At 55.5% G+C, this 21805-nt stretch carries 18 protein-coding genes; 11 read left to right on the forward strand and 7 right to left on the reverse strand.

Annotated features, from left to right (window positions below; translation table 11 throughout):
* The first annotated feature begins 294 nt into the window (after positions 1-294).
* The 5 genes from glgB (at position 295) to glgP (ending at position 9731) form a co-directional block, all read left to right on the forward strand.
* Entirely contained in the window at positions 295-2481 is a 2187-nt protein-coding gene (gene glgB, locus VI01_RS14800; RefSeq protein ID WP_045815760.1) for a 1,4-alpha-glucan branching enzyme, read from the forward strand.
* The gene (gene glgX / locus VI01_RS14805) at positions 2481-4460 is read left to right on the forward strand and encodes a glycogen debranching protein GlgX (protein ID WP_045815761.1); all 1980 of its coding nucleotides are present in this window, start codon (positions 2481-2483) and stop codon (positions 4458-4460) included. Before glgB ends, glgX begins: the two co-directional genes overlap by 1 nt.
* Positions 4461-4470: 10 nt before the next feature.
* Positions 4471-5754, forward strand: coding sequence for a glucose-1-phosphate adenylyltransferase (gene glgC / locus VI01_RS14810; protein ID WP_045815762.1), 1284 nt, complete (start codon positions 4471-4473; stop codon positions 5752-5754).
* Between the two features lie 74 nt (positions 5755-5828).
* Entirely contained in the window at positions 5829-7262 is a 1434-nt protein-coding gene (gene glgA / locus VI01_RS14815; RefSeq protein WP_038643704.1) for a glycogen synthase GlgA, read from the forward strand.
* A gap of 21 nt (positions 7263-7283) precedes the next feature.
* Complete coding sequence (glgP, locus tag VI01_RS14820; RefSeq protein WP_045815763.1) at positions 7284-9731, forward strand: glycogen phosphorylase; 2448 nt, start codon at positions 7284-7286, stop codon at positions 9729-9731.
* 311 nt (positions 9732-10042) lie between these two features.
* Here the strand turns inward: glgP and VI01_RS14825 are convergent, their stop codons facing one another.
* Together VI01_RS14825 and VI01_RS14830 are read right to left on the reverse strand one after the other, a co-directional pair.
* Entirely contained in the window at positions 10043-10600 is a 558-nt protein-coding gene (locus VI01_RS14825) for a DcrB family lipoprotein (RefSeq protein WP_045815764.1), read from the reverse strand.
* 239 nt (positions 10601-10839) lie between these two features.
* On the reverse strand, positions 10840-11505 hold the full coding sequence (locus tag VI01_RS14830; RefSeq protein ID WP_045815765.1) for a 7-cyano-7-deazaguanine/7-aminomethyl-7-deazaguanine transporter: 666 nt from the start codon (positions 11503-11505) through the stop codon (positions 10840-10842).
* 308 nt (positions 11506-11813) lie between these two features.
* On the opposite strand from VI01_RS14830, the gene tusA reads away from it, so the two are divergent.
* Entirely contained in the window at positions 11814-12062 is a 249-nt protein-coding gene (tusA, locus tag VI01_RS14835; protein WP_034827082.1) for a sulfurtransferase TusA, read from the forward strand.
* Here tusA and VI01_RS14840 read toward each other — a convergent pair.
* Both VI01_RS14840 and VI01_RS14845 read right to left on the reverse strand, forming a co-directional pair.
* Positions 12059-14335 (reverse strand): zinc/cadmium/mercury/lead-transporting ATPase, encoded by a 2277-nt coding sequence (locus tag VI01_RS14840; RefSeq protein WP_045815766.1) that lies wholly within the window; start codon positions 14333-14335, stop codon positions 12059-12061. The two genes, tusA and VI01_RS14840, sit on opposite strands and share 4 nt — an antisense overlap.
* A gap of 92 nt (positions 14336-14427) precedes the next feature.
* Positions 14428-15057: a lysoplasmalogenase gene (locus VI01_RS14845; protein ID WP_045815767.1), complete on the reverse strand. Its 630-nt coding sequence runs from the start codon at positions 15055-15057 to the stop codon at positions 14428-14430.
* A gap of 162 nt (positions 15058-15219) precedes the next feature.
* Between VI01_RS14845 and VI01_RS14850 the strand changes: the two genes are divergently transcribed.
* Positions 15220-15576, forward strand: coding sequence for a DUF2500 domain-containing protein (locus tag VI01_RS14850; RefSeq protein ID WP_045815768.1), 357 nt, complete (start codon positions 15220-15222; stop codon positions 15574-15576).
* 27 nt (positions 15577-15603) lie between these two features.
* Here the strand turns inward: VI01_RS14850 and VI01_RS14855 are convergent, their stop codons facing one another.
* Positions 15604-15873: a DUF1145 family protein gene (locus VI01_RS14855; protein ID WP_034827067.1), complete on the reverse strand. Its 270-nt coding sequence runs from the start codon at positions 15871-15873 to the stop codon at positions 15604-15606.
* Positions 15863-16462, reverse strand: a complete 600-nt coding sequence (rsmD, locus tag VI01_RS14860; protein WP_045815769.1) for a 16S rRNA (guanine(966)-N(2))-methyltransferase — start codon at positions 16460-16462, stop codon at positions 15863-15865. Before rsmD ends, VI01_RS14855 begins: the two co-directional genes overlap by 11 nt.
* Before the next feature lie 230 nt (positions 16463-16692).
* On the opposite strand from rsmD, the gene ftsY reads away from it, so the two are divergent.
* From ftsY to rpoH, 4 genes are all read left to right on the forward strand, one after another.
* Positions 16693-18285 carry a signal recognition particle-docking protein FtsY gene (gene ftsY / locus VI01_RS14865; RefSeq protein ID WP_045815770.1) on the forward strand — a complete coding sequence of 531 codons (1593 nt, stop codon included), beginning with the start codon at positions 16693-16695 and terminating at the stop codon, positions 18283-18285.
* 5 nt (positions 18286-18290) lie between these two features.
* Positions 18291-18959, forward strand: a complete 669-nt coding sequence (gene ftsE, locus VI01_RS14870) for a cell division ATP-binding protein FtsE (RefSeq protein WP_038643692.1) — start codon at positions 18291-18293, stop codon at positions 18957-18959.
* Positions 18949-19935 (forward strand): permease-like cell division protein FtsX, encoded by a 987-nt coding sequence (gene ftsX, locus VI01_RS14875; RefSeq protein ID WP_038643690.1) that lies wholly within the window; start codon positions 18949-18951, stop codon positions 19933-19935. Before ftsE ends, ftsX begins: the two co-directional genes overlap by 11 nt.
* Positions 19936-20175: 240 nt before the next feature.
* Positions 20176-21033: an RNA polymerase sigma factor RpoH gene (gene rpoH / locus VI01_RS14880; protein WP_034827057.1), complete on the forward strand. Its 858-nt coding sequence runs from the start codon at positions 20176-20178 to the stop codon at positions 21031-21033.
* A gap of 147 nt (positions 21034-21180) precedes the next feature.
* Here the strand turns inward: rpoH and panM are convergent, their stop codons facing one another.
* Entirely contained in the window at positions 21181-21567 is a 387-nt protein-coding gene (gene panM, locus VI01_RS14885; RefSeq protein ID WP_045815771.1) for an aspartate 1-decarboxylase autocleavage activator PanM, read from the reverse strand.
* Positions 21568-21805: the final 238 nt, after the last annotated feature.

The following is a 21805-nucleotide window of genomic DNA, read 5'->3' on the forward strand; positions in this document are numbered from 1 at the left end:
TTAACGCAAATTGCGCCTGACAAGTGATCCGCTTCCCCTTTTTGCTCGTCTAACAAGATTTTTTTGCTTTCCCCCCTGGCTTCTGCCAGCCCCAAGCTATGATTTAACAGTGATGTGCCGGTTGTTAACTGTTTTTGCTTTCCGAACTGAATGGTTGTTGTACACGGCTAAGATCTTCTCCCATGGACGGTGTCCTCTCTTGCTGGTGTATGTATGGCTCAATGAAAAGCAGCGCACCAGAGGCGGCATTGTTGTCCACTCCGGTCGCCTGCGCGAAATCATAGGAAGAAAGTCATGTCAGAGCTTCCCGATCGCCATGCGATCAATGCCCTTTTTGCCGGGAATTATGCCGATCCCTTCTCGTTTCTGGGGATGCACCAAACTGTCGAAGGCCTCGAAGTGCGTGCACTGCTGCCTGATGCCTCCGAAGTCTGGGTGATTGAAACCAACACCGGACGCAAATGCGCGCAGCTTAAATGCCTCGATTCGCGCGGCTTCTTCAGCGGGGTGATCCCCCGTCGTAAAAACCTGTTTCGCTATCAACTGGCGGTCACCTGGCACGGCCAGCAAAACCTGATCGACGATGCCTATCGCTTCGGCCCGCTGCTGGCGGAAATGGACGCCTGGCTGCTGGGCGAGGGCACGCATTTACGGCCCTATGAAACCCTGGGAGCGCATGGCGCAACCATTGATGGCGTCAGTGGTACGCGATTCTCGGTGTGGGCACCCAATGCACGCCGGGTTTCCGTGGTCGGCGAGTTCAACTTCTGGGACGGTCGTCGTCACCCGATGCGCTTCCGTCGCGAGCTGGGTATCTGGGAGTTATTCGTGCCTGGCGCGGTCAATGGTCAGCTGTACAAATATGAAATCATTGATGCGTCTGGGCAGATGCGGATCAAAGCCGACCCGTTCGCCTTTGAGGCACAGATGCGCCCGCAGACCGCCTCAATGATCTGTGGCCTGCCGCCAAAAGTAGAGATGCAGCCGCAGCGCAAAGCCGCCAACGCCTTTGATCAGCCGATTTCAATTTACGAAGTGCACCTGGGTTCGTGGCGCCGCCACACCGACAACAACTTTTGGTTGAGCTACAAAGAGTTGGCGGAACAGCTCATTCCATATGTGAAAGAGATGGGCTTCACCCACATTGAGCTGTTGCCGATCAACGAACACCCGTTTGATGGCAGCTGGGGCTATCAGCCTCTTGGCATGTATGCGCCGACGCGCCGCTTCGGCACGCGCGACGAGTTCCGGCACTTTATCGCCGCAGCGCACGATGCAGGCATCAACGTGTTACTCGACTGGGTGCCAGGCCATTTCCCCAGTGATGACTTTGGGTTGGCGAAATTTGATGGCACAGAGCTGTATGAACACAGCGATCCCCGCGAGGGTTACCATCAGGACTGGAACACGCTGATTTATAACTTTGGTCGCCGTGAAGTCAGCAACTATCTCTCCGGTAACGCACTGTACTGGATGGAGCGATTCGGCATTGACGGTCTGCGTGTGGATGCGGTGGCTTCCATGATCTATCGCGATTACAGCCGCAAAGAGGGCGAATGGGTGCCCAACCACTTTGGCGGCCGTGAGAACCTCGAAGCTATCTCGTTCCTGCGCCACACCAACCGTACGCTGGGCCGTGCGGCACCGGGCACCATCAGCGTGGCGGAAGAGTCCACCGATTATCCGGGTGTGACACGTCCTTCTGAAGATGGCGGTCTCGGCTTCTGGTTTAAATGGAACCTCGGCTGGATGCACGACACGCTCGACTACATGAAGCTTGACCCGGTACACCGTCGTTATTATCACAACCTGATGACCTTCGGCATGCTGTACAACTACACCGAAAACTTTGTGCTGCCGCTGTCGCATGACGAAGTGGTGCATGGCAAGCGCTCAATCCTCGATCGCATGCCGGGAGATGCCTGGCAAAAATTTGCCAACCTGCGTGCCTATTACGGCTGGATGTGGGGCTTCCCCGGTAAAAAGCTGCAGTTTATGGGCAACGAGTTTGCTCAAGGCCGCGAGTGGAATCACGATTCGAGCCTCGACTGGCATCTGCTGGAGGGTGAGGATAACTGGCACAACGGCGTGCAGCGTCTGGTGCGCGATCTCAACCACAGTTACAAACACTTCACGCCATTACACCAACTGGATTTCGATGCGCAGGGCTTTGAATGGCTGGTGGTCGACGATCACGAAAACTCGGTGTTTGTATTTGTCCGCCGCGACCGTGACGGCAATGAAATCATTGTCGCCAGTAACTTCACTCCGGTTGCTCGTCATGACTATCGCTTTGGCGTTAATCAGCAAGGCGGCTGGCGTGAGGTGTTGAACACCGACCAACAGGATTATCACGGCAGTGATGTGCGCAATCATGGTGTGGTGCATACCGATGCGATTGAGAGCCACGGTCGTGCGCAATCGATCAGCCTGACTTTGCCGCCGCTGGCCACCATTTGGCTGGTGCGGGAGGGCGACTGATGCTGGAGACCGGGCAGCCGACGCCGTTGGGCGCTCATTACGATGGGCGCGGCGTTAACTTTACGCTGTTTTCTCGTCACGCTGAGCAGGTGGAGCTATGCCTGTTTGACGCACACGGTGTCGAGCGGCGCTTCTCGTTACCCGCTCGCAGTGGGGATATCTGGCACGGCTATTTTCCGGCTTTAAAGCCCGGCCAGCGTTATGGCTATCGTGTGTATGGTCCGTGGTCGCCTCAACAAGGGCACCGATTTAACCCCGCCAAACTGCTGGTGGATCCCTGTGCCAAAGCAGTGGTGGGGGATGTGCCGGACGATCCGCGTTTCAACAGTGGCGATCAGCAGCCAGACAGTCAGGATAACGCCGTGATCGCGCCAAAATCCTTGGTCATCAGTGAAGACTTCGATTGGGAGACGGATAAGCCGCTGCGTACGCCGTGGGGCAAGACCGTGATTTATGAAGCTCACGTGCGCGGCTTAACTCAGCAACATCCGGAAATTCCGGAAAGGCTGCGCGGGACTTATGCGGCACTGGGCCATCCTGCTATGGTGAAGTACTTGCGCCATCTCGGTATTACCGCGCTGGAGCTGCTGCCGATTGCGCACTTCGCCAGCGAGCCGCGTTTGCTACGACTCGGGCTGAGCAATTACTGGGGTTACAACCCGTTCGCGCTGTGGGCGGTGGATCCCCGCTACGCGTCTGGTGAGCAGGGTTTAACGCCTTTGCAGGAGTTTCAGCAGGCAGTCAAAGCGCTGCATGCGGCGGGTATCGAAGTGATCCTCGATGTGGTGTTCAACCACAGCGCCGAACTGGAAGAGATTGGCCCCAACATTTCACTGCGCGGCGTGGATAACGCCAGCTATTACTGGCTCGACGCGCAGGGTGAATACCAAAACTGGACCGGCTGCGGCAACACGCTCAATCTCAGCGATCCGCAGGTGATGGAATGGGCATTAGAGGCGCTGCGCTATTGGGTGCGGGACTGCCATATTGATGGCTTCCGCTTTGACCTTGCCAGCGTGCTGGGCCGTACGCCTGACTATCGTCAGGATGCCCCGCTGTTCGCCGCCATTAAAGCCTGTCCGGTACTGTCACAGGTCAAATTGATTGCTGAACCGTGGGATATCGGCCCCGGCGGCTATCAGGTGGGCAATTTTCCCGCAGGATTCGCGGAATGGAACGACCATTTCCGCGATGCCGCGCGTCGTTACTGGCTGCATGGCCAGCTCAATAATGGCGAATTTGCCCGGCGCTTTGCCGCCTCCAGCGATGTGTTCCAGCGAGAGGGGCGCTTACCGCACGCCAGTATCAATCTGATCACCGCGCATGACGGTTTTACGCTGCGCGACGTGGTGAGCTTCAACAACAAACACAATCAGGCTAACGGCGAAGACAATCGTGACGGCAGCAGCAGCAACTTCAGCCATAACCATGGCAAAGAGGGGCTACAGGTCAATTTCGATATTGTCGAACGTCGTCGGCGTAGCGTGCATGCTCTGCTGACCACGCTGCTGCTGGCGCAAGGTACACCAATGCTGCTGGCCGGTGACGAACGCGGTCACAGCCAGCACGGCAACAATAACGCTTACTGTCAGGACAACCCGCTCACCTGGTTGCACTGGCATCAGGATGATTTTGGACTGGTCGACTTCACTGCCGCATTAATCCGGCTGCGTCAGCGCATTCCCGCGTTGAGGGCAGATCGTTGGTGGCAGGAAGGCGATGGCAATGTGCAGTGGTTCAATGCCAGCGGCAAACCACTGGGAAATGAGGAGTGGGAACAGGGGGCGCACAGAATGCAGATCCTGCTCTCCAGCCGCTGGTTAATAACAATCAACGCCACGGAATCGGTGAGTGACCTTGCCTTACCAGACGGAGAGTGGCGTGCCATTCCTCCTTTCGCCGGGGAAGATAACCCCATCCTGACAACTGTCTGGCACGGGCCCGCACACGGCGTGTGTGTGTTCCTAAAGCAATCATAAGGAGTCAGACATGGTTAAGTTAGATAGAACAGATCCACTGATGCTGGCGCGCCAGCTCCCTACACAAACGGTGGCGTTGATCCTTGCTGGCGGGCGCGGTACGCGTCTGAAAGATCTCACCGCGAAACGCGCCAAACCTGCCGTTCATTTCGGCGGCAAGTTCCGCATCATCGACTTTGCGCTGTCGAATTGTATCAATTCGGGTATTCGGCGCATTGGCGTGATCACCCAATATCAGTCGCATACATTAACGCAGCACATCCAGCGCGGCTGGTCGCTATTCAACGAAGAGATGAATGAATTTGTTGATTTGCTGCCGGCGCAGCAGCGTGCCTCCACCGAGCATTGGTATCGCGGTACTGCCGATGCGGTTTCGCAGAACCTCGACATCATTCGCCGCTATCGCGCGCAATACATCGTGATTCTCGCCGGGGATCATATCTACAAAATGGATTACTCGCGGATGTTGCTCGATCACGCTGAACGCGGCGCGAAGTGCACTATCGCCTGCTTACCCGTGCCGCTCGCCGAAGCCACGGCGTTTGGTGTGATGGCGGTGGATGCGGACAACAACGTGATCGATTTTGTGGAAAAACCGCCGAAACCCCCTTCAATGCCGGGTGATGACACCAAAGCGCTAGCCAGTATGGGCATCTACGTGTTCGACGCGGATTATCTCTACCAACTGTTGGAAGAGGATTTGCTGATCCCCGAATCGACCCATGATTTCGGCAAAGATCTGCTGCCGAAAATTGTCGCCAGCGGTGAGGCGTATGCGCACTCCTTCACCTTATCGTGCGTGCAGAACGATGAAAACGCCGAGCCTTACTGGCGTGACGTCGGAACGCTGGAAGCCTACTGGCGCGCGAATCTCGATCTGGCCTCGGTCACGCCAGAACTGGATATGTACGACCACGACTGGCCAATCCGTACGCATATGGAACCCTTGCCGCCCGCCAAATTTGTGCAGGATCGCTCGGGCAGCCACGGCATGACGATGAATTCACTGGTTTCCGGCGGCTGCATTATCTCCGGTTCGGTGGTGGTGAATTCGGTGCTGTTTCCACGCGTGCGTATCAACTCGTTTTGCAATATCGACTCATCGGTGCTGTTACCAGATGTGGTGATCAATCGTTCCTGTCGTCTGCGCCGTTGCGTGATCGATCGCGCCTGCGTGATTCCCGAAGGCATGGTGATTGGTGAAAACCCAGATGAAGACAGCCGCCGTTTTTACCGTTCAGAAGAAGGCATCGTTTTGGTGACGCGCGCCATGCTGGCCAAATTGGCTGGCTGACCACGAAAGCTACGAGCAAGACATACAGGCAATCGCCGCGGGGAACGCGCGCGATAACACAATAGGGGTCCAGGATGCAGGTTTTACATGTCTGTTCAGAACTTTTCCCGCTGTTAAAAACAGGCGGGTTGGCTGATGTTGTCGGCGCATTGCCTCAGGCTCAAATTGCCGGTGGAACGGATGCGCGGGTACTGATTCCCGCGTATCCGGATCTGCGAAAAGGGATTCCTGATACCGAAATCGTGGCGGAGTTACATACTTTTGCTGGGCCGGTCCGTTTATTATTTGGACAATTTAACGGTGTTGGCATTTATTTAATAGATGCGCCGGGATTGTATGAGCGTCCCGGCAGCCCTTATCACGACACATCGCAGTTTGCCTACGTGGATAACTATCTGCGTTTTGCGCTGCTGGGCTGGATGGGCGCCGAGCTGGCCAGCGGGTTGGATACCTACTGGCAACCCGATGTGGTGCACGCGCATGACTGGCACGCAGGGCTGACCTGCGCCTATATTGCGGCACGAGGTCGCCCGGCGAAAACGGTGTTTACCGTGCACAACCTGGCGTACCAGGGTTTATTCAATGCGCGTCACCTTGATGAGATTCAGCTACCGCGCGCCTTTTTTGACATGCACGGGTTAGAGTTTTTCGGGCAAATTTCGTATCTCAAGGCGGGATTGTTTTATGCCGATCATATTACGGCAGTCAGCCCTACGTATGCTCTGGAAATCACCCGGCCAGAATTTGGTTATGGCATGGAAGCGCTGCTAGAGCAGCGTCTGAAAGAGGGACGGTTAAGTGGCATCCTGAATGGCGTTGACCCGGGTATTTGGGACCCGGCGCACGACCTGCTGCTAACGGCGCGTTACGATCGGGAAACGCTGGAGAGCAAGGCGGAGAACAAGCGCCAATTGCAGATCGCCATGGGCCTGAAGGTGGATGACAAAGTGCCCGTATTTTGTGTCATCAGTCGTTTGACCAAACAGAAAGGGCTGGATCTGGTGCTGGAAGCGTTACCGGGGCTGCTGGCGCAAGGCGGCCAACTGGTGCTGTTGGGCCAGGGCGATGCAGAGTTACAACAAGGTTTCCTCGCTGCGGCGGCGGAACATCCAGGCAGCGTCGGCGTGCAGATCGGTTATCACGAAGCCTTCTCGCACCGCATTGTCGGTGGCGCCGATGTGATTATGGTGCCGAGCCGCTTTGAGCCGTGCGGCTTAACCCAGTTGTACGGTTTGAAATACGGCACATTGCCGTTAGTGCGCCGCACCGGCGGGCTGGCGGATACCGTGCAGGACAGTTCGCTGGAGAACCTCGCTGACGGGGTCGCAAGCGGTTTCAGTTTTGAAGACAGTAACGCCTGGTCGCTGCTCCGCGCGATTCGACGTGCTTTTGTCCTCTGGTCCCGTCCTTCTCTCTGGCGCTACGTTCAGCGGCAGGCGATGGGGATGGATTTTAGTTGGCAGGTGGCCGCACAAGCCTACCGCGATCTTTATCAACGTTTGCTGTAATCAGAGATTGGGATACTGGATATGAATGCACCTTTCACCTATGCCTCACCCACGTTAACGGTTGACGCACTGAAGCACTCAATCGCCTATAAACTGATGTTTACTATTGGTAAAGACCCGTCGATCGCCAATCAGCATGAGTGGCTTAACGCCGCCTTGCTGGCAGTGCGCGATCGTATGGTGGAACGTTGGTTGCGCTCCAGCCGTGCGCAGCTGTCGCAGGATGTGCGTCAGGTTTACTACCTGTCGATGGAATTCCTGATGGGACGCACGCTGGGCAATGCACTGCTGGCGATGGGCATCTATGACGATCTCAATCAGGCGCTGGACGAGATGGGGCTCGACCTCAGTGAACTGATGGACGAAGAGAACGATCCAGGGCTTGGCAATGGCGGCCTGGGCCGTTTAGCGGCCTGTTTCCTCGACTCGCTCGCCACGCTCGGCTTGCCGGGACGCGGTTATGGCATTCGTTATGACTACGGCATGTTCAAGCAGAACATTGTCGACGGTCAGCAGCGTGAATCTCCGGATTACTGGCTGGAATACGGCAATCCGTGGGAGTTCCAGCGCTTCAATACCCGCTATAAAGTCCGCTTTGGTGGCCGTCTGCAGCATGAAGGCGCGCGCGTACGTTGGCTGGAAACCGAAGAGATTATCGCGGCGGCTTACGATCAAATCATTCCCGGTTTCGACACCGATGCCACCAACACGCTGCGCTTGTGGAGCGCGCAGGCCAGCAATGAGATCAACCTCGGCAAGTTTAACCAGGGTGATTACTTTGCGGCGGTGGAAGATAAAAACCATTCAGAGAACGTATCGCGCGTGCTCTATCCGGATGATTCTACCGATTCTGGTCGTGAACTGCGTTTGCGTCAGGAGTATTTCCTCGTCTCCGCCACAGTGCAGGATATTTTGAGTCGCCACTGGCAAATGCATGAAACCTGGGACAACCTGGCGGATAAAATTGCTATCCATCTCAATGATACCCACCCGGTTTTAGCCATCCCTGAATTGATGCGCCTGTTGATCGACGAGCACAAGTTCAGCTGGGATGACGCTTTTGAGGTCACTTGCCAGGTGTTCTCGTACACCAACCACACGTTGATGAGTGAAGCGCTGGAAACCTGGCCGGTGGACATGTTCGGCAAGATTCTGCCGCGCCATCTCAGCATCGTGTTTGAAATCAATGATTACTTCCTGAAAACCATCCAGGAATATTATCCCGACGATTGGGATTTGATGTCGCGCATCTCGATCATCGACGAAAATAATGGCCGTAAGGTGCGCATGGCGTGGCTGGCGGTGGTGGTCAGCCACAAGGTGAATGGCGTTTCAGAGCTGCATTCCAATCTGATGGTGCAGTCGCTGTTTGCTGATTTCGCTCGCCTGTTCCCGGGGCGTTTCTGTAATAAAACCAACGGCGTGACGCCGCGTCGCTGGCTGGCGCTGGCCAACCCGGCGCTGTCCGATGTATTGGACGAGACTATCGGTCGCACCTGGCGTACCGATCTCAGTCAATTGAGTGAACTGACGCCGCACATCGATTATCCGGCCTTCATCGAGCAGATTGCCGATGCCAAGTTCGCCAACAAAAAGCGTCTGGCGGATTGGGTGGCGAAGAATATGGATATCGTGCTGGATCCGCATGCGCTGTTCGATGTGCAGATCAAACGCATTCACGAATACAAACGTCAGTTGCTCAATGTGTTACATGTCATCACGCGCTACAACCGCATCAAAACTGATCCTACTGCGGATTGGGTGCCACGCGTGAATATCTTTGCCGGTAAAGCGGCATCCGCCTATTACGTGGCGAAGCACATCATTCATTTGATCAACGATGTGGCCAATGTGATCAACAACGATCCCCAGGTGAAGAACAAGCTGAAGGTGGTGTTTATTCCCAACTACAGCGTAAGCCTGGCGCAGATCATTATTCCGGCGGCGGATCTCTCTGAGCAAATTTCCACAGCGGGAACCGAGGCATCGGGTACCAGTAACATGAAGTTTGCCCTCAATGGCGCGTTGACCATCGGTACGCTGGATGGTGCGAACGTCGAGATGCGCGAGCATGTTGGTGAGGAGAATATCTTTATCTTCGGCAACACCACGCCGCAGGTCGAGCAGCTGCGCAAGGATGGCTACAACCCGCGTAAATATTATGAGGATGATGCCGAGCTGCACCAGGCGCTGACGCAAATTGCCAGCGGCGCATTCAGTCCAGGTGAGCCAGGTCGCTATCGCAATCTGTTTGATGCGTTGGTGAATTTCGGCGATCACTACCAGCTGCTGGCCGATTATCGCAGCTATGTCGATGCGCAGGATAAGGTGGATAAACTCTACCGCCAGCCGGATGAGTGGCAGCGCTGTGCGGCATTGAATATCGCCAATATGGGTTACTTCTCAGCGGACAGAACGATTCAGGAATACGCGGATGAGATCTGGCATATTTCGCCGGTGAGGTTGTAAGGTAGAGCGTTTGAAAGGCCAGGGCCAACGCAGTCTGGGGACGCTTTGGGGCTGGCGTTCTCGCGCCGCTGACGCTTTTCCTTCACTTCATTCGTCTGCCTGACGGACCGGCGGGGATGGCACATCGTGTGCCGCCCGCCTTTCGCCCGCGTCCTCTCCTGGCTGGCTCATTCTGTTCAGCGCTGTGGATTGCCAGCCCCTGAGCTATCCCAGCCTGCTCCTTCGCTTCCCTGCGCGTAGTTAACAATAACTATGATCCCAATATCATTTAAACGCAGCCAACGCATCTGCAGTTCGCAGGATGAAGGGGATTACTTCAGGGTGATGCTTTTCACAATGGCATCGGCATCGCTCTGCGCCTGCTGCTGGTTATCCGCTGGCAGGGTAATTTGCAGGGTCAGCAGTTTGCCATCTACTTTTGCCAGGATCACGGAAGACCATGACGTCTGGTTGTTGGCCGAAATCACGGTATCCAGTTGCTGAGCAGGTTGATCTTTCAGCGTCACCGCTTTATTGGAAACCACCTGCAACTGCGGATCGCGACCGCGCTGTTGTTGTTCCAGACGCTGTGACAGGGCATCCAGCGCTTCGTTGGTTGGGTCACCAGCAATCACGATAATGGCGCGCTGACCGGTTTCATCGGCGTACACATGCATATTGGTGGATTCAGAACCGAGCTTGCCGCTCTTATCCGACATGCCCGCAGGCAGAGTGAAGCTCAGCTTGCCGTCCATCAGGTTGACAGTCTGGGCCGACTGGCTGGGGCTGGCACCGTTGCTGCCCGCAGCGGTATCCTCTTTCTTCTGGTCACAAGCCGCGAGACCCAATACCAACAAACCAATACCTGCATATTTCACTAAGTTACGCATTCTTTTCCCTTTTACATGATTCCAGTCGTTCAGGCTTTTAGCCTAAATAATTCAAGCGTCAAAAAGGTCGCCAGCGCGTCTCCCCGGCGCTTACGTGAGTAAGGAAGTGGGAAAACCGCGCGCGGCCAACAGATCAGCCGTTTGAAGTATGACGGCTATCAAAACGGAATCGGCGGTCAAAAGCAACCGCCGGTCTGTCAGGAAATCTTAGCGTGCTGTCGCGTTTCGTCTATGTGCAATTAGCCGAAATTCACCTGGCGTTGAGAAGAGCGTTCAGCCAGACGCTTCAGCAGGCTGTTCAGCAGCACACCGTAAGCGGGCAGGAAGAAAATCATGCAGATCAGCACTTTGAAGCTGTAATCCACCAGTGCGATCTCCACCCAATGCGCGGCCATGAACGGGTCTGGACTCTTGTAGAAGGCGATGAAAAAGAAGGCCAGCGTATCGCTGATATTACCGAGGAACATGGCCGCTGCAGGGGCGATCCACCACTGCGGTAAACGACGCAAACGGTTAAAAACGTGGACATCCAGAATTTGGCCCAGCGCATAGGCCATAAAGCTGGCACTGGCGATACGCGCGACAAACAGATTCACCTGTTCCAGCGATGCCCAGCCTTGCCATTCGCCCTGATAGAACACGCAAGAGACCACGTAAGAGATAAACAGCGCCGGGATCATCACCGCCAGAATAATACGACGGGCTAACGGCGCGCCAAAGATGCGCACGGTGAGATCAGTAGCAAGGAAGATAAAGGGAAAGCTAAAGGCACCCCAGGTGGTGTGGAAGCCGAAGATGGAAACCGGCAGCTGTACCAGATAGTTACTGGAAGTGATCACCAGCAAATGGAATAGCGATAGCCAAAACAGCGCATGCATGCGCTGACGTGCAGAGAAATCAATCATGTAAGACCTTTTTAGTAATGGGGTGAGGGAACCCAACAATCCTCTTCATCCTTCGCGTTGTAGCGGCGTTGGCTGCGTTCGCGTACCTCAGTCACTGACTTGTGTAAGTTCCTGGGGGATACACGCTCTTGCCGCCTTACTACAGCGAGAATTATTTCGAGGATTGAGCAATGTGGTAAAAAAACGGCGGCGATCTTAGCGCGTTGCGCAATTAATGCAATGGTTAATTTTAACGCAATCGTTATCGCCTTGCGCTGTGCATTTAGCGCGCTAGAATGAGCGCCCATCTTGAATGAAGACAGAGAATCATGAGCGATCCCTTTTCTGCGCCGGACCACAAGCTTGATGCACTTGGCCTGCGCTGCCCGGAGCCGGTGATGATGGTGCGTAAAACAGTGCGCACCATGCAGGCGGGCGAAACCTTACTGATCATTGCCGACGATCCGGCCACCACGCGCGATATTCCCGGTTTTTGCCGCTTTATGGAACATCAGTTGCTGGCACAGCAGACGGAAACGCTGCCGTACCAGTATCTGATTCAGAAAGGCACGGCTTAACGCTGTCGCAGTAATCGCAAGGCGTTGGCTGTGACCAACGCTGTCGCACCTGAATCGGCCAGCACCGCCAGCCACAAACCGGTGAAACCGAGCAGTGTGGTGAACAGGAAAATGCCTTTCAGCCCCAGCGCTATCGCGATGTTTTGACGAATAATGGCACGCGTGCGACGGGCCAGCGCCACGGTACGCGGCAGAATCGCCAGACGGTTTTGCGTCAGCGCGGCGTCGGCGGCTTCCAGCGCGACATCGGTGCCGCTGCCCATGGCAATGCCGAGGGTGGCGGCTTTCATCGCCGGAGCGTCGTTAATACCATCGCCCACCATGGCCAGCGGCTGCTGCTGCTCCAGTTTGCGCACCATCTCCACTTTATCGGCAGGCAACAAGCCGGCGCGATAATCGATGTTGAGTTGCGCCGCCATCGCCGCTGCCGCACGGGGGTTATCGCCAGTCAGCATCAGGCTATTAATGCCCAGCGCTTGCAACTGTGCCAGCGCCGTGACGGCTTCCTCGCGTAGCTGATCCTGTAACGCCAGGGTGCCGAGCACCGTCTCATCCTGCAACAGCACCACAACGGTTTTACCCTGAGCTTCTCGTTGCGCGATCGCCTGCTGCTGGTCGACGGTGAGCGTGGAGATATCGCGCGGTGCCAGCAGCTGAAACGTCACGTCATCAATCTGCGCACGGATGCCGCTGCCAGCCAGCGTTTGCTGCTGCCGGGCGCGCGGTAGCTTGAGCTGGCGTTTTTCTGCCTCGCGCACGATGGCGATCGCCAATGGATGGCTGGAACCTTGCTCCACGGCCGCTGCCATCCGCAACATCTCGTGTTCATCCATCGCACTGAAGGAATCGACCTCGGTCACCTGCGGTTTACCGAGGGTGAGGGTGCCGGTTTTATCGAATGCCATGGTCTGGATACGGCTAAGACGTTCCAGCGCGGCTCCGCCTTTGATCAGGGCGCCCTGACGCGCGGCCGCCGCTAAGCCAGAGGTGATCGCTGCGGGTGTTGAAATCACCAGCGCACAAGGGCAGCCAATCAACAGCAGCGTCAGGCCCTTATAAATCCACGGCAACCACGCGGCCCCCGCTAACAGTGGCGGCAGCACCATCACTAACAGCGCCAGCAGCATAATGGCAGGCGTATAAATGCGGCTGAAGCGATCAATAAAGCGCTCAACCGGCGCACGGTGGCTTTCAGCTTCTTCGATAAGCTGCAGGATGCGGTCAATCGCGCTCTGGCCAGGTTGGGAGATCACTTTCAGCGTGACCAGACGATCGACGCTGGTGGCGCCAGCCATCACCGTTTCGCCCGGCTGGCGCGCAACCGGCACGGATTCGCCTGTCAGCGCACTTTCATCAAAACTGGCGCTCTGGTTCAGCAGCTCGCCATCGGCCGGCAAACGACCGCCAGCCGCGACTTCAATCGTATCACCAGGATGCAAGTCAGCCAGCGCCACCTGCTCGCGCTGCGTGCCTGTCAAACGCGTAGCGGTATCGGGGCGCAGTGCCATTAACGCCGTCACACCGCGACGTGCGCGAGAAGCTGCAAATGACTCCAGCCGTTCGCCCAGCTGGAACAGCAGCAGCACCATGGCGGCTTCGGCATGTGCGCCAATCACCAACGCACCGGTGGCGGCAAGGGTCATCAGGGTTTCGATACTGAAGGGTGAACCGCCTCGCAGCAGTTTCCACGCGCTGAATGCAATCGGAGCCAGGCCGATCAGCGTGGTCATTACAAACAGGCGATCGCCCCATACCGGAGAAACCTGGCTCAGCAGCCAACTGGCAAGCATCAGCAGCGCCAGTAACAGCAAACCGGCATTTTCCTGCCAGCGGCGTTGCGGTACGGGCTGAGATTGCGGATCGTTTGCGGTCAGGGTAAAGCCGACATTTTTTACCGCTTGTTCGATGGCCGGGCGGATATCCTGGTCGGCATCCACTAGCAGTTTTTCACTGGCAAAAATCACGCGAGCAGTGCGTACTTGTGCCAGCTGTTGCACGGCACTTTCAATTTTTCGCGCGCAGCTGGGGCAGTCCATTCCAGCAATCTGCCAGCGGAATTGATGGGCGCTGAGCGTGGGCCTGTCGCTTTCGGCGTCGCTTTCGCCACCGGGACTGCCGCTCTCGTTGTCGCAGCAACCGCAACCACTTTCTGGTGTGGCGGGAAGGGCGGCTGAGATTTTCGACGTCGTGGGTGAAACGCTGCGAATGGCGCACAGCGGCTGGGTTTTGCTGTGGGATTTTCCACAACGGCATGAATGAGAATGGGCGTGCATAGAGCCTCCGGGATCAATGCGGGCCACTGCCCGCATCCCTAATGCTACACTCTGGAGTCAACTCCAGAGTCAAGCGAAAGGTCATCTTTTCTTCAATACAGCCACAGTGAACGCACAATCATAAAGTGGCCGGCGAAGTAGCAAGCGGCAACAATGGCGCTATCGGCACTGAAGCGGCGGCGATAATGGGTGATAAACCAGACAATGTTGCCTAACAGCAGCAATCCGGCGCCAACCAATAGTGAGAAGCTGTAATCCGTCGGGCGGAAGAAGTAATTCTCTGCCGCCATCCAGTTCATCACCAGCGTCATCCCAATGAGGGTACAGATCGGCCAGCGCAAATCCTCCAGCTTCGACCAGATAATGCCAATCACCACCACCCCAATCACCAGCAGCGTGACCGGAATCGGCCAGAAGAAACTCATGGTCATGTGGGCAGCAAAGCTGATGGTGTAGAGCAGATGTGACAGGAAGAATGCGCCCAGTGCATAGAGCATTTGCTGGCGAGGCAGTAATGTCAGTGCATCACCGACCAGAGTGGCAATCAGGCCCGCCAGAATCAGATAGTCGGTGGTATTCAGTGTGGGTGCTTGCCATGCCCAGGCGACCAGCAACAGCAAGGTAACGGGTTTGAACAGCCAGCGTTGCCACTGCGGGCCGCGGTATGAAGCATCAACGTACAGCCAACCGGAAAAAAGTACGGCAAGGAAAGACCAAAGCATGTTTTCTCCCTTTTCTGAACGTGCTGTTCAGAGTCATGAATTTTCCCAAAATCGCGATCTCAGTGTAAGTTACCGGCGACGAATGTGACAATCGGTCAACTCTGGTTGTATGCTTTGTCGTCTTTAACTGTTCCGACACTAACGCAAAGTGCGAGAGAAAACATGAGCAAACCACCGCTAATCTTTTTCATCGTTCTGGCGATTATTGCCGTATTGGCGACCCGTCAGTTTATTAAGCAACGCCGTGAAACCGCGGTAAATGATGCTTCACCGATTCGCTCACTGAGCGTTGAAGTGAAAACCAAACGTGAGTTCCCTTCGCCCAATCGCCGTACGCGCCAGCGTGAAGAGATTGTGGCTGAAGATATGAAGTACGAAGCCTGGTTTCATCCACTCAATGGGGCGAGTGATATCAAGGTGGTGGTGAGCGCCAATGACTATCATCATATTGATAAAGGCGCGAAGGGAGAGTTGAAAATGCAGGGCAGCCGCTTTGTCAGTTTCACGCCTGCGCAATAAAACGGGCCGCTGCAGCGGCCCGTATCGTTACATCTTCGGATAATGCTTCTTCTGCCACGCCAGCAGTTCAAACACACCAAAAAAGAAAATCTTCGCCTGCGTGACGCCACTGAGTTTTGGCGCCTCTTTCGGCTGGGTAGCGCGCAGCAGAACCAGCTGCAAGCCGTGCATGATCACCATGAAGAACAGTGCCACATGCACAAAGTAGCGCAGCGGTGTCGGGAAAGGATGCACCAGATTGAGCAGCAGAAATGCCCAGACGCAAATCATCAGTAATCGTCCCAGATTAAGCCACATCGTGCGTCTCCTGTTGGCGTTGATAAAGGCGATAAGCCACCTGACCGGCAATTTTTTCGCGGTACAAGTCCCAGTTAGCGGGAGCCACTGGCGTGCCGTGCTCCACTTCACTTTCGACGTAAATCAGCGCGTTCTCCGCCAGCCAGCCGTTGTTTTCCAGCAGCGTCAGCGTCTCCAGCAGTAACCCTTTGCGGAATGGTGGATCAACAAACACCACATCGAACGGCTCTCCGGGTTGGCTCAACCACAGAAGAGTATTGGTCTGCACGACATTGCCTTGCGTCGCACGCAGGGTTTGCAGATTCTGCGACAGCTGTTGGGCGACGGAACGTTCCATCTCAAGCAGCGTAGCAGACGCCGCATAGCGTGACAGTGCTTCCAGCCCGAGCGCACCGCTACCGGCGAAGCAATCAAGACAACGCGCTTCCTGAATATCCGGCGCTAACCAGTTAAACAGGGTTTCACGCACGCGATCAGTGGTCGGGCGCAGACCCGCGCTATCCGGCACCGGTAATTTGCGACCGCGCCACTGTCCGCCAATGATACGAATCTGGCCAGCAGCGCCGCTGCTGCGGGGGGATTTACTCATTTTGCTCACAACTCGTCATAATTTGTTGCGTAGTTTAACGGGCGTGGCAGGCAGAAGAAACGTAAAAAAGGGTGCTGTGGTGCGCTGGCTGGAAAGTGTTAGACTACTGAGTTGATATGGCGCGCGTAATTGCCTGATTTTTACGCCGCTCGCGACCAAAAAATTGAATTTTTTATCCCCTGGGAACAGCGTGCTACCGGGAATAAGCCATCGAGGAGTGTGGTTACACAATGGCAAAAGAGAAAAAACGTGGCTTTTTTTCCTGGCTAGGCTTTGGCAAAGAAGAAGAGAAGCAGCAGCCTGCGGAAGAGCAGCAACCGGCCGAAGCGGCGCAACAGCCGATCGCTGAAGAGAGCGCGTTAGTAAGCGCCGAAGCGCAGGCGGAAGAGACGGTTGCCGTCACTGAGCACGTAGCCGAAGAACAACGGGCACAGCCGGAAGCGGTGGTGTCCGAGCCGATCACGGCAATTGAAGAGGAAGTGCTGCCGGAAGAGGAAGTCCATTCGGATGTGGCGCCTGGCGAAGAGGAGCCTCAGGCAGAAGAACTGATTGTTGAAGCGCCTGCTGCGCAGCATGAGCCAGAGATCGAAGAAGCGGTCGTTGAGCCAGTGATTGCGCAGCATGAGCCAGAGATCGAAGCAGCGCCTGCTGAACCCGTGATTGCGCAGCACGAGCCAGAGATTGAAGAAGCGCCTGCTGAACCCGTGATTGTTCAGCATGAGCCAGAGGTCGAAGACGCAGCCGTTGAATCTGAAGATGACGCGTTGAGCGACGAAGAACTTGAAGCATTGGCGTTGGCCGAAACCTATGCAGAAGACGCTGAAGCCGAAGCGCAGGATACCGTCAGCGATTTACCGCTGGCCGCTGCGCCGCTGGTCACGCAGGAGCAGGATCGTCCGACCAAAGAGGGCTTCTTTGCTCGCCTCAAGCGCAGTCTGGTCAAAACCCGAGAAAACCTCGGTTCTGGTTTTGTTAGCCTGTTCCGCGGCAAAAAAATCGATGATGACCTGTTTGAAGAGCTGGAAGAGCAGCTGCTGATTGCTGATGTGGGTGTGGAGACCACGCGCCGCATCATCACCAATCTGACGCAGCAGGCTAACCGCAAGCAGTTGCGTGATGCTGAAGCACTTTACGGCCTGCTGAAAAGTGAAATGGCCGGCATTCTGGAAAAGGTTGATCAGCCACTGGATGTGGGCGGCAAGACGCCGTTTGTTATCCTGATGGTGGGCGTCAACGGCGTGGGTAAAACCACCACTATCGGTAAGCTGGCGCGTCAATATCAGGCGCAGGGCAAATCAGTGATGTTGGCGGCGGGTGATACCTTCCGTGCAGCAGCCGTGGAGCAGCTTCAGGTCTGGGGTCAGCGTAACAACATTCCGGTGGTGGCTCAGCATACGGGTGCTGACTCGGCTTCCGTTATCTTCGACGCCATCCAGGCCGCGAAGTCGCGCAACGTAGATGTATTGATTGCAGATACCGCTGGTCGCCTGCAGAACAAAGCGCATCTGATGGAAGAGCTGAAAAAAATCACCCGCGTGATGAAAAAGTTGGATGAGGATGCACCGCATGAGGTGATGTTGACCCTCGATGCCAGCACCGGGCAAAACGCCGTTAGCCAGGCCAAACTGTTCCATGAAGCGGTGGGACTGACAGGCATCACGCTGACCAAGCTCGACGGCACCGCCAAAGGTGGTGTGATCTTCTCGGTTGCCGATCAGTTTGGCATTCCGATTCGCTATATCGGTGTCGGGGAAGGCATCGAGGATTTACGGCCGTTTAAGGCCGCAGACTTTATTGAGGCACTGTTTGCCCGAGAGGAATGATTGGGATGATTCGCTTTGAAGAGGTCAGTAAAGCATACCTGGGAGGACGTCAGGCGCTGCAGGGAGTGGATTTCCATCTGCGCCCCGGCGAAATGGCATTCCTGACCGGCCACTCCGGCGCAGGGAAAAGTACCTTGCTGAAGCTGATTTGTGGCATTGAGCGCCCGAGCGCCGGGCAAATCTGGTTTAGCGGCCACGATATTTCACGTCTGCGTCGCAGCGAAGTGCCTTTCCTGCGACGTCAGATCGGGATGATTTTCCAGGATCACCACTTGCTGATGGATCGTTCGGTCTATGACAACGTGGCGATTCCGCTGATCATTTCCGGCGCCAGCGGTGAAGATATTCGTCGCCGTGTATCGGCAGCGTTGGACAAAGTCGGCTTGCTCGACAAAGCGAAGAGTTATCCGATCCAGCTTTCTGGTGGTGAACAGCAACGTGTGGGCATTGCCCGCGCGGTGGTGAACAAACCTGCGGTGCTGCTGGCGGACGAACCCACCGGTAACCTGGATGATGCCCTGTCAGAAGACATTCTGCGTCTGTTTGAAGAGTTCAACCGCGTCGGTGTGACCGTCTTGATGGCGACGCACGACACCGGTTTGATTGCCCGCCGCGATTACCGCTTGATGACGCTGAATCAGGGACGCCTGCACGGAGGCCATGATGGTCAATAAACGCAATAAGCGCCCGGCGGCGCCAAAGGCGACGAAACAGCCTTCAAAAAGTAAGGCGTTGAAAGGCGGCTGGCAGGAGCAGTGGCGCTATGCGCTGCGCGGCACGCTGTCGGATATGTGGCGTCAGCCGCTGGCCACGCTGCTGACCGTGATGGTGATTGCCATCTCGCTGACGCTGCCCAGCGTCTGCTATATGGTGTGGAAAAACGTCAGTCAGGCGGCGACGCAGTGGTATCCGGCACCGCAGTTGACGGTGTATCTGGATAAAGCGCTGGATGATACGGCTGCTGAGAATGTCGCTGCTGAGCTGAAAAAGTTAGATGGCGTGGATAACGTTAACTATCTGACCCGTGAAGAAGCGCTGAATGAGTTCCGCAACTGGTCTGGTTTCGGCGGTTCAATGGACATGCTGGAGCAAAACCCGTTGCCCGCTGTGGCTATCATCACGCCGAAACTCAATTTCCAGAATTCGGACACCATGGCTAACCTCCGCGATCGCGTGTCGAAAGTGCAGGGCGTGGATGAAGTGCGCATGGATGACAGCTGGTTTGCCCGTTTAGCCGCGTTGACCGGTCTGGTGGGGCAAATCGCTTCGATGATTGGTCTGCTGATGGTGGTGGCGGTGTTCCTGGTCATCGGTAACAGTGTGCGTCTGAGCATCTTTGCCCGTCGTGATACCATCAACGTGCAAAAGCTGATTGGTGCCACCGATGGCTTCATCCTGCGTCCGTTCCTGTATGGCGGCGCGCTGTTAGGTTTCAGTGGTGCAGTACTTTCACTGCTGCTGTCCGAAGTGCTGGTATTGCGTCTGCAATCGGTGGTGGCGCAGGTTGCGACGGTGTTTGGTACCACCTTTGTTCTGGAAGGTTTTTCCTGGGATGAAGGGCTACTGCTGCTGCTGATTGCCGCCATTATTGGCTGGATTGCCGCGTGGTTAGCGACTGTACAACATTTACGCCGATTTACGCCGCAGTAACCAACAGCAACGTTTTTTGATATACTCTTCCTCTGCTGCCGACGACCTGGGAGCAGAGGAATCTTCCTATTTTCCCCGCCGTCATCTGTGTGTAAAATATTCACTGCTAATATTGAACTTGTGGATAACTTTGTCGTCCAAGTAGCACAGATTGCTTTTGGTTTTTTGGCGACGTTGACATAATGTAACGTCTGCGCCAGGAAACTGTGCAGCAAGTCCATTGAATTTGTGAGGGTTTGAATGACCAAAGAAATGCAAACTTTAGCGATTGCGCCTCTGGGTAACCTGGAATCTTACGTCCGGGCTGCCAATAACTGGCCGGTATTGACGGCAGAAGAGGAGAAGGCATTAGCGGAGAAACTGCATTACCAGGGCGATCTGGATGCAGCTAAGACGCTGATCCTGTCTCACCTGCGCTTTGTTGTTCATATTGCTCGTAACTACTCCGGTTACGGCCTGCCACAGGCGGACCTGATTCAGGAAGGTAACATCGGCCTGATGAAGGCAGTGCGTCGCTTCAACCCTGAAGTTGGTGTGCGTCTGGTGTCATTTGCCGTGCACTGGATTAAAGCAGAAATTCACGAATACGTGCTGCGTAACTGGCGTATCGTGAAAGTCGCGACCACGAAAGCTCAGCGCAAGCTGTTCTTTAATCTGCGTAAAAGCAAACAGCGTCTTGGTTGGTTTAATCAGGATGAAGTGGAGATGGTTGCGCGCGAGTTAGGCGTGAGCAGCAAAGATGTCCTCGAGATGGAATCTCGTATGGCCGCGCAGGATATGACTTTCGACATGTCTTCGGATGACGAAGCTGGTGAAGGTAAGCCGATGGCACCGGTACTCTATCTGCAGGATAAAACCTCAGACTTTGCCGACGGCATTGAAGAGGATAACTGGGATGCGCACGCTGCTGACAAGCTGAGCGATGCCATGCTGAGCCTCGATGAGCGCAGCCAGCACATCATCCGCGCCCGTTGGCTGGATGATGAGAACAAAACCACGTTGCAGGAACTGGCCGACAAATATGGCGTCTCTGCGGAGCGTGTGCGTCAGCTGGAAAAGAACGCCATGAAGAAACTGCGTATGGCGATTGAAGCCTGATAACCATCAGGTCAAAACGGGGCGACTTTTATAGTCGCCCTTTTTATTTGCTCGAAATCCTTAGCCGCGCAATTTATGGCGCATCTGTCACCAACCCAGGCGCTTAAGGCCAGCGCGATAAATCGCGCCGCTATGTGTTCGAAATCATTAGCGCACCCAGCCATCGGCCTGCGCGCGAAAACCACAGGCCTGCATAAAGGCGGCGCGCACACTCTGATCGTCGTCGCCGTCATCGGCTACCCACCAATCCGCCAGCGCGCGATTCTGCGCCATGGTCTCTTCCAGCAGATATTGCCCGACGCCGCGCCGCCGCGTCACTTCGCGCACGGTGAGGTGCGAAATCTTCCCCTGCGTGCCACGAATTTCCAGCTGTAACCCACCCAACAGACGATTGTTAAACCTTGCTGCATACAAGCGCTGCGTCTCGCTTAATGCAGCCTCAAGTTGCGAAATATCGATCTGCGGCCAGACTTTAGCTAAATCCAACCGATCCTGCGGCGTGAGTGCGGTGATTCGCTGAATAGTGAGCTTCATTACCCTTACCTGTACTGCCAGAAAGGCCATAGTGTAGCGAATTTAGACAGTCAGCGTGCTGTCACTTTTTTGCGATGAAAATAGGTCAAATGCCAGCCAGTTTGCCAGGATTGTGGAGGAAGTCATCAATGTTGGCTGAAAAAGCCAGCATAACACGCTGGCATTTTGGCTAAAAACCGGCCATAAAAACCAGATGATTCTGCTGTGCAACGCGACTAATACTGAATATGTCAGTTGA

The organism is Pantoea sp. SM3 (assembly GCF_000963995.1).
Classification (GTDB): Bacteria; Pseudomonadota; Gammaproteobacteria; order Enterobacterales; family Enterobacteriaceae; genus Pantoea; species Pantoea rwandensis_B.

What these genes read in the sequence shown, in the direction of transcription:
- VI01_RS14840 (WP_045815766.1), bottom strand. Translation starts at nt 14,335, where the DNA reads ATGCACGCCCATTCTCATTCATGCCGTTGTGGAAAATCCCACAGCAAA.
- ftsE (WP_038643692.1), top strand. Translation starts at nt 18,291, where the DNA reads ATGATTCGCTTTGAAGAGGTCAGTAAAGCATACCTGGGAGGACGTCAG.
- ftsX (WP_038643690.1), top strand. Translation starts at nt 18,949, where the DNA reads ATGGTCAATAAACGCAATAAGCGCCCGGCGGCGCCAAAGGCGACGAAA.
- VI01_RS14825 (WP_045815764.1), bottom strand. Translation starts at nt 10,600, where the DNA reads ATGCGTAACTTAGTGAAATATGCAGGTATTGGTTTGTTGGTATTGGGT.
- glgC (WP_045815762.1), top strand. Translation starts at nt 4,471, where the DNA reads ATGGTTAAGTTAGATAGAACAGATCCACTGATGCTGGCGCGCCAGCTC.
- VI01_RS14845 (WP_045815767.1), bottom strand. Translation starts at nt 15,057, where the DNA reads ATGCTTTGGTCTTTCCTTGCCGTACTTTTTTCCGGTTGGCTGTACGTT.
- VI01_RS14830 (WP_045815765.1), bottom strand. Translation starts at nt 11,505, where the DNA reads ATGATTGATTTCTCTGCACGTCAGCGCATGCATGCGCTGTTTTGGCTA.
- ftsY (WP_045815770.1), top strand. Translation starts at nt 16,693, where the DNA reads ATGGCAAAAGAGAAAAAACGTGGCTTTTTTTCCTGGCTAGGCTTTGGC.
- glgP (WP_045815763.1), top strand. Translation starts at nt 7,284, where the DNA reads ATGAATGCACCTTTCACCTATGCCTCACCCACGTTAACGGTTGACGCA.
- VI01_RS14850 (WP_045815768.1), top strand. Translation starts at nt 15,220, where the DNA reads ATGAGCAAACCACCGCTAATCTTTTTCATCGTTCTGGCGATTATTGCC.
- glgX (WP_045815761.1), top strand. Translation starts at nt 2,481, where the DNA reads ATGCTGGAGACCGGGCAGCCGACGCCGTTGGGCGCTCATTACGATGGG.
- glgB (WP_045815760.1), top strand. Translation starts at nt 295, where the DNA reads ATGTCAGAGCTTCCCGATCGCCATGCGATCAATGCCCTTTTTGCCGGG.
- panM (WP_045815771.1), bottom strand. Translation starts at nt 21,567, where the DNA reads ATGAAGCTCACTATTCAGCGAATCACCGCACTCACGCCGCAGGATCGG.
- tusA (WP_034827082.1), top strand. Translation starts at nt 11,814, where the DNA reads ATGAGCGATCCCTTTTCTGCGCCGGACCACAAGCTTGATGCACTTGGC.
- rsmD (WP_045815769.1), bottom strand. Translation starts at nt 16,462, where the DNA reads ATGAGTAAATCCCCCCGCAGCAGCGGCGCTGCTGGCCAGATTCGTATC.
- rpoH (WP_034827057.1), top strand. Translation starts at nt 20,176, where the DNA reads ATGACCAAAGAAATGCAAACTTTAGCGATTGCGCCTCTGGGTAACCTG.
- glgA (WP_038643704.1), top strand. Translation starts at nt 5,829, where the DNA reads ATGCAGGTTTTACATGTCTGTTCAGAACTTTTCCCGCTGTTAAAAACA.
- VI01_RS14855 (WP_034827067.1), bottom strand. Translation starts at nt 15,873, where the DNA reads ATGTGGCTTAATCTGGGACGATTACTGATGATTTGCGTCTGGGCATTT.